Origin of the sequence: Burkholderia sp. Tr-20390 (genome assembly GCF_017104595.1) — a bacterium.
Classification (GTDB): Bacteria; Pseudomonadota; Gammaproteobacteria; order Burkholderiales; family Burkholderiaceae; genus Burkholderia.
This window is the reverse complement of record NZ_JAAGPC010000049.1, coordinates 44087-50805: the sequence shown is the minus strand read 5'-3', so window position 1 is coordinate 50805 and position 6719 is coordinate 44087. Positions and strand designations below refer to the sequence as shown.

At 62.4% G+C, this 6719-nt stretch carries 9 protein-coding genes; 3 read left to right on the top strand and 6 right to left on the bottom strand.

All coding sequences use genetic code 11. From position 1 onward, the window contains the following. Positions 1-317 (top strand): hypothetical protein (locus G3N98_RS16065; protein WP_206148650.1); only part of this gene is annotated, 317 nt, incomplete at its 5' end. 181 nt (positions 318-498) lie between these two features. Here the strand turns inward: G3N98_RS16065 and G3N98_RS16060 are convergent. Together G3N98_RS16060 and G3N98_RS16055 are read right to left on the bottom strand one after the other, a co-directional pair. After that, on the bottom strand, positions 499-1029 hold the full coding sequence (locus G3N98_RS16060; protein ID WP_175237668.1) for a cytochrome b: 531 nt from the start codon (positions 1027-1029) through the stop codon (positions 499-501). Next, entirely contained in the window at positions 1029-2123 is a 1095-nt protein-coding gene (locus G3N98_RS16055; protein ID WP_206148649.1) for a catalase family peroxidase, read from the bottom strand. Before G3N98_RS16055 ends, G3N98_RS16060 begins: the two co-directional genes overlap by 1 nt. A gap of 156 nt (positions 2124-2279) precedes the next feature. On the opposite strand from G3N98_RS16055, the gene G3N98_RS16050 reads away from it, so the two are divergent. Continuing rightward, complete coding sequence (locus tag G3N98_RS16050) at positions 2280-2801, top strand: sigma-70 family RNA polymerase sigma factor (protein ID WP_206148648.1); 522 nt, start codon at positions 2280-2282, stop codon at positions 2799-2801. Next, positions 2798-3556 carry an anti-sigma factor gene (locus G3N98_RS16045; RefSeq protein ID WP_206148647.1) on the top strand — a complete coding sequence of 253 codons (759 nt, stop codon included), beginning with the start codon at positions 2798-2800 and terminating at the stop codon, positions 3554-3556. The genes G3N98_RS16050 and G3N98_RS16045 overlap by 4 nt, the downstream gene beginning before the upstream one ends. 247 nt (positions 3557-3803) lie before the next feature. Here the strand turns inward: G3N98_RS16045 and G3N98_RS16040 are convergent, their stop codons facing one another. The 4 genes from G3N98_RS16040 to G3N98_RS16025 form a co-directional block, all read right to left on the bottom strand. Continuing rightward, entirely contained in the window at positions 3804-4364 is a 561-nt protein-coding gene (locus G3N98_RS16040) for a hypothetical protein (protein ID WP_206148646.1), read from the bottom strand. A gap of 806 nt (positions 4365-5170) precedes the next feature. Continuing rightward, positions 5171-5494 carry a hypothetical protein gene (locus G3N98_RS16035; protein ID WP_206148645.1) on the bottom strand — a complete coding sequence of 108 codons (324 nt, stop codon included), beginning with the start codon at positions 5492-5494 and terminating at the stop codon, positions 5171-5173. A 325-nt stretch (positions 5495-5819) separates the two neighbouring features. Then, the gene (locus G3N98_RS16030; protein WP_346779090.1) at positions 5820-6170 is read right to left on the bottom strand and encodes a hypothetical protein; all 351 of its coding nucleotides are present in this window, start codon (positions 6168-6170) and stop codon (positions 5820-5822) included. A 192-nt stretch (positions 6171-6362) separates the two neighbouring features. Next, positions 6363-6683, bottom strand: coding sequence for a hypothetical protein (locus tag G3N98_RS16025; RefSeq protein ID WP_206148644.1), 321 nt, complete (start codon positions 6681-6683; stop codon positions 6363-6365). Positions 6684-6719: the final 36 nt, after the last annotated feature.

Sequence of the window (6719 nt, the reverse complement as noted above, 5' to 3'; positions counted from 1 at the left end):
ACCTGACTTACTTTAGTGTGAGACTCTTGATACTTTCGCTATCTGATCCGAGGATCAGCTCGCTTTCATCAAGCGCCCACACTTATCGGCTGTTAATTTTTAAAGAGCGTTTCTGCGAGGAACTTCGTGTTTCTCAGCAGCGCTGCGTTTTCAGCAGCAGAGAAGCGAGATTATCAACCGTTTTTTTAAATCCGTCAACAACTTTTTTAACTACTTCGTTGCGACGACTGCGGTTTAATTCCATTTGCGCTGGAGTCTTTAAAACCGACATCAACAGCACCGCTTCCCTTCTTTCCCCCGCGCTGCGTTTCCGTTAGCGCGAAAGAGGCGTGATTCTAAGCACCCGTCTCAGTCTTCGCAACCCCTTTTGTGAAATTATTTTGACATGGGGTGGCGGAGGCGCTGAACCGCTCTATTAGTCATATATAAGCGGCACGGCAGGAGCCGCCCCGGTTGCCCGTGAACAGCCCCGCCGCATCGAACGCAACCCACCGTCGCTCATCGCCCTACCATCGCCCTCACCACGCCGTCCCGTCGAATCAGCCCGTGATACAGCGCCGCCGCAAAGTGCGCGAGGAACGTCGCGAAGAACAGATAGGCCAGCACCCGGTGCGCGACCCGGAGCCAGGCAAACGTCACCGGATCAGCCGACACCAGCGCCGGCAGCTGCACACCGCCGCCCAACGTCACCGGATACCCGCCCGCCGACAGCATCGCCCATCCGATCAGCGGCATCGCAAGCATCAGCGCATACAGCACGAGATGCGACCCGTGCGCGGCAACCTTCTGCCACCACGGCAGATCCTCGGGCAATGCCGGCGGCTTCGACAGAATCCGCACCACGATCCGCACGCAAACCAGCACGAGCACGGCAATACCCAGAGGCTTGTGGATCGCCACCAGAAGCGCATGCCGCTCAGAGACAGACGCCACCATCCCCACCCCGATGAACAGCATCGCGATGATCATCGCGGCCATCACCCAGTGCAGCACCCGCGCCGGCAAGCTAAACGTCGTCGAAGCCTTCATCACCGTCCCTCCCCACTCAATCGCGCCACGCCCGCTACCCCGGCCTCTTCACTCGTCCTGCGCAGATACGAATCCGCGTAAGCCGCCGACCGCGCCGGCAGCAACGGATCTCCCGACACCTGAATCCCCTGCGGCAGCACCGTCGGGTCGTAATTCACGTCGCGGCACGGCCCGCTGTCCTGCGCCTCCACGTGGTCGAGCACGAGCGTGCCCGCATCGATCGTCGTGCGCTGTGCGGGCCAGACCTTCGTCGCGTCGTCCACCGGGTCGCCTGGCTCCGCCAGCGTGACCAGCAGCTTCCACTTCTGCGGACCGGCCGCGATACGCTGCGTCACGTCCTGCTGCAACACGTTCGGGTCCGCCGCCGTCGCGACGTCGCCGGCGCCGGCCGTCTGCTCCGGCACGACGCGCCACCGCACCGCCTGGCGCTTGCCCGCCGCGTCGACGAAGTAGAACGCGTTCAACCCGTAATAGCTCTCGGTGACGTAGCTTGCGCTCGGCTTCGCACCTTTGATCCACTGCAGGAACGCGGCCGTCTCCGGATGCGCACCGAAAAACGCCTTCACCTTCGCCGGGTCGGGCTTGCCCGTCTTCGGATCGGGCCGGGTCGCCATCAATTGCGCGTAGAACGCCTGCGGCGTCGCCACCGGAAACACGGGCATCGCGTTCATCCCGGTGCGCCATTGCTCGCCGTCCGGCGCGGTGAGCCTCAGCGCGAGGCTGCGGATCGGCACGCTGCTGTCGGGTGCATACGGATTTCCGCCCGGCAACGCGAACCGCCCGACCACCGGCGTGCGCACCGCCTTGAAGAACGGCGCGACCGAATACGCGCTCGCCGCACCGTTGCCTTCGAAGTAACCGGTCACGCACACGCCCTTCGCGTGATTGCGCCGGAAGCCCGGGTGAATGCCGCCGCCGGCCGTCTGCAACGCGTCGACGATCCGGTTCGGGGTCAGACGCGCCGGCGCGAGCCAGCCGCCGACATACCCGAACGCCACGGCCACGCCGGCCACCGCGCCGCCGATCGCGGCCCAGCGCCACCACCCGCGCCCGGGCTCGCGCCGCGGTGAAGAAGAGGAAGAAGATCGCTCCATATATAGACTCCCGACCATCAGGTCATTGTCGAACCCGCGTAGGACGCCGCCCGCGCCGCTTTATTCCACGAAAAGTTTTTTCGTATGCTGGTGGAATAAGCGGCGCCGACCGGCGTCCTACGTGGCATCTCGACCCATTCGGCAACCGGCCCGGCCATGCCCTCCACCGCCCTCGACGACGAAGCACTGCGCGAACTCATCCCCAGGCTGCGACGCTTCGCGCTCTGGCTCGCGCGTGACGTCCACGCGGCAGACGATCTCGTCCAGTCGACGCTCGAGCGTGCGCTGTCGCGCTGGTCGAGCCGCCGCGACGACGCGTCGCTGCGCAGCTGGCTCTTCACGATCCTGTACCGGCAGTTTCTCGACGGCAAGCGCAGCGCGAAGCGCTACGCGTGGCTGCTTGGGCGCATCCGCGACGACGACGAAGCGCACTGGCCGTCCGCCGAACGCGAATTCGCGGCGCGCGCGACGCTCGAAGCATTCGGCCGGCTCTCCGACGAGCAGCGCAGCCTGCTGCTGCTCGTCGCGGTCGAGGGCTTCACCTATCAGGAAGTCGCCGACCTGCTCGACGTGCCGATCGGCACCGTGATGTCGCGGCTCGCGCGCGCGCGCCAGGCGCTGCGCCAGCTCAGCGACGGCGAGCTTCCCGCTCCTTCTCTCCGGTTGATGAAGAAATGAACACGCCTCCGAACGAACACGACCTTCAGGCCTACGTCGACGGCCAGCTCGACGACGATGCGCGCGCCGCGGTCGAGCGCTATCTCGCGCTGCATCCGGAGCGCGCGGAACAGGTCAGGCAATGGCAGCAGGATGCGCAGCGGTTGCGGGCCGCGCTCGAAAGCGTGCGGATGCCGGCGGATAACCCCACGCTGGATCCAGCCGCGATTCGTGGCCGGCGGGCCGATCGCGTGCGCATGCGGTTCGCGATGGCGGCTTCGTTCGTGTTCTGCGTCGGGCTGGGGACGTTCGGCGGCTGGCAGGCGCGCGGGTGGAACGCGCCGCCGCCCATCGCGCCGATGAGCGATGCGGTCGAGGCTTACCGGATGATGGTGGTCGATCAAACGGCCAAGGTGGATTACCGGCCGACCGGTGCGGGAGATTTGCAGGGGTGGCTCACCCGGCGCGTGGGGGCTTCGGCGAAGCTGCCGGATTTGAGCGCGGCGGGGTTCAGGCCGGTCGGCGGGCGGTTGTTCACGACGGACAGCGGCGCCACGGCTGCGATGGTGCTCTATGAGGATGCAGCCGGAAGGACGCTGAGCTTCTATATGCGGCCGGCGGAATCGAAACATCGGCTGCTGCCGGCCGGGCAACGCGTGGATGGTGCGTTGCTCGCGCGATATGGATCGGTGAACGGGCTCAACTATGCGGTGGTCGGGCCGGCCGGGAGTCTCGCGGAGAAAGCGGTCGTGCAGGCGCTCGACCAGCAGACTTGAAGTGGCAGGATGCGCGCCCGACTGGCGGTTGGTAACGGCCGCCCGCGCCTTTCGTGGGGCGGCCCGGCGGGCTTGAACGGGCGCCCGCTCACCACTCACCTGCACAGCGTTTCGACTGACTTTCCCTCGCTGTTATGCACATCGCGCCACGCTGGCGCCCTCACCTTTGGAATCACAGGGTTTCGAGTTGCTGCGGAACAGGATATCCACATCGATCACGGGTAAGCGATCTGGCTTCCAAGGCGGGCTACGATCCTGTCCGTCCAGGTAGAGTCGTCACCGAGACCTGGCTGCCGGCAAGCATCTTGTTCGTCCGGCGCACGAACACCCAGTGCCAAACCCAGAGGAAAACCGCGACGCCGCCAGCGATCGAGCCAATGGTATTGGGTATCAACGAAAGAACCTGGGCAAGACACCACCCGATGCCGCTGATCCGTCCGAACGAGCGCAACCCCGACAGAGCCGGATTGATACGAGACTCCGCTTCCAGGGACTTCGCAACGTTGGAAATAATGAAGAAGTCCTCGATGAAGTTGTAGGGCAAGAGGAACATCAGCCAGACGCTGTTGGGTTCGGCCGCACGCGATCCTCGGTTGACCGATTTCAGGGTCGTCCTGAGGTCACTCGCGTAGGCATAGACCAGCGCCAGGAAAACCGCGACGACGACGATGCTTCCGATTGTTCCAAGCACCGCTATTTCGCCGAGAACGCCTCCGTCTTCGGAGGGATGGACAAGGGGATAGGCAAGCCCAAAGGCAATGGGGATGCTCAGAATGGCTTTGAGAATGGTCCGTGCAGTTGCGCTCATGTGTGTCGCGGAGGGAATCGGTGCGTTGTCACCGGCAGCATAGCGAACGATCATCCTCGCTGTGCGACTTTGTCATGGCGTTTGCCGCCTTCTCTCGCGACGCTCGCCGAGCCGGTGCCTGAAGTGCGTCGGGAATCGTGGAGTCGACTTGTATGAAAGCGCGATATCCACGACCCGTGAGGTAATGCGAACATCCTCGCCGAATTCGCGTACCCTCACCCGTTGAATGCACAGGGTTTCGAGTGCGTTGGCTGCTCGATATCCACAAGGCATTCCATCACGACGGATCGCGCCAGCAGGCTCCACATCGCCTGCGCTATTCCGGAAAATCCCTGTCAGACAAGGCGTTCGGGCTGATTCGCATGGTCGAATGCATGGCGCTCACCTGTTCGACGCACAGCGATTCGACTGGTTGGGTATGCGAGTTGTCCACATACGCGCTGTGGACAAACGCACGAAACCCAATGCACGTTCCGCATACACCCCGTTCTCAGCGCTTGCTTCTCTCCGTCCAGTCGCGTGCTCGAACATTCTGATCGGCTTGTCGAGGTCAACATTCGCCGAGATCCGCGCCCAGCTTGTGATCCGGGCAAACGCTCACCTTGTGTCGGCACAGCGTTTCGCATCGTTTTGTGCCGCAGTTGTCCACACGTGAAGGCTGACGACCTTCACCCCCTCCGAAGTCACTTGGTCAGATAAACCCCGAGAATCTCGCCGGTTTCCGGAGAAACGACGTACTGGATCGACGTTCCGAGCGGACTCGCGTTACCGAGCCCGCGCGAGCACATGTCGCGCGCTGGCATCACTTATCCCGTCTCGAACAGCGCCCTAAATTCACGAAGGCAAGCGCCGCAGGTCGTTGTCAATAAACCGATCGCCGCCTCCATCGATTCGTCGTCGCTGAAGCGATAAACATCACCATCCTCGTACGTGCCGCCCAAATCGGCGATCGTCCCGCTCTCCGAATCGAGCATGAAACCCGGATATTCGATCTCGTCACGAACAAGCGTCAAAGGCACGACACCATCATCGTCCTTCCAGCTCTGACGATCATTGACGAGATGGCGCACGGCTTGCGTAACAAGCTCGCCGCCGCCGCATCCGTGAGACGTGCAATGCACTAACGGCATCGAGCCTCCGTTGTCCTGACACCTGATCTCGCGAATGCATCGCGTATCGATAGCGAAGAAAAGCCATGTTGAAGCACGCCCGCCCCTCTTTGTGTTGCTGGCCGACCTTCGCTCGACTCGACTCACGACCAGAACGTCGCACGCAATCGTCGATTCGGCAGGCAAGCTGATGACCCAGTGCGCTTCCGGCCGCTTCTGCAGCGGCAGCCGAATTGCTGGCCTTGTTCAGCTCTGCCGCCTGCGCATCCTTCAATGCGGCCCGCGAGAAAGACACTCCGCTCGTTCCCGCCACTCGTCGACCGTATAAAGCAGGTTGCGTGATCGACTACCTCGCCAGATAGATCGCAAGGATCTCTCCGTTCTCTGGCGAGATGACGTAGTTGATCGACTTCCCGAGCCGGTTTGCGTTGCCAAGGCCCTTCATTCCCGGGATGAACTTTGCGGTAAACGATACGCCAATGACGTCTTTTCCATCGACACCTTCGCCGTTGGATGCCTTTCGTTCGTAGACGGACACTTCGAAATTATTGATGTCCTGCTCGCTCTTTTCGAAGTCGGCATAGGCCGAGCGCAGCCCGATGACTGTTGCGGTATTGAGGGTGACGCTATCGTTGTCCGCATCACCAAAAATTGTTTTACTCATGGCAAGTACAGGTATCGGGGCGATATGCGTCATAGTGTTTTCGTGGCGGCATGGTAGCCCTTGTGACCATCACTTGGCGTGCCGAGGTCCCCTCGGTAGTCGGGATCATCACCCAGCCCCATCTCGGCCACCGACCTGGTCTCGCGAATGCAACTCGTATCGATGGCGAAGAAAAGCCATGTCGAACCACGCCCGCTCCTCTTTGTACTGCTGGCCGACCTTCGCTCAACTCGACTCGCGACCAGAACGCCGCAGGCAATCGTCGATTCGGCAGGCAAGGTGATGACCCAGTGCGCTTCCGGCCGCTTCCGCAGCAGCAGCCCACTTGCGGGCCTTGTTCATCTCCGGCGGTTGTGCATCCATCAACCCGACCGCCAGAGCACACTGCGCACACTCAGAACCGAGGCGAGCGGCCGTCAAGCACCAGTGATCGGCACCGGCGTAATCGTATTCACCGAATGAATAGTAGATGTACAGCCGCCCTGCGGCGGCCACATCGCCGGAATTGGCAGCGACCAAGGTCGCGCGCGATGCAACTTCGGACAATGTGTGTTGCTCTCGTCTAGTCGCAGGTATCGCGTC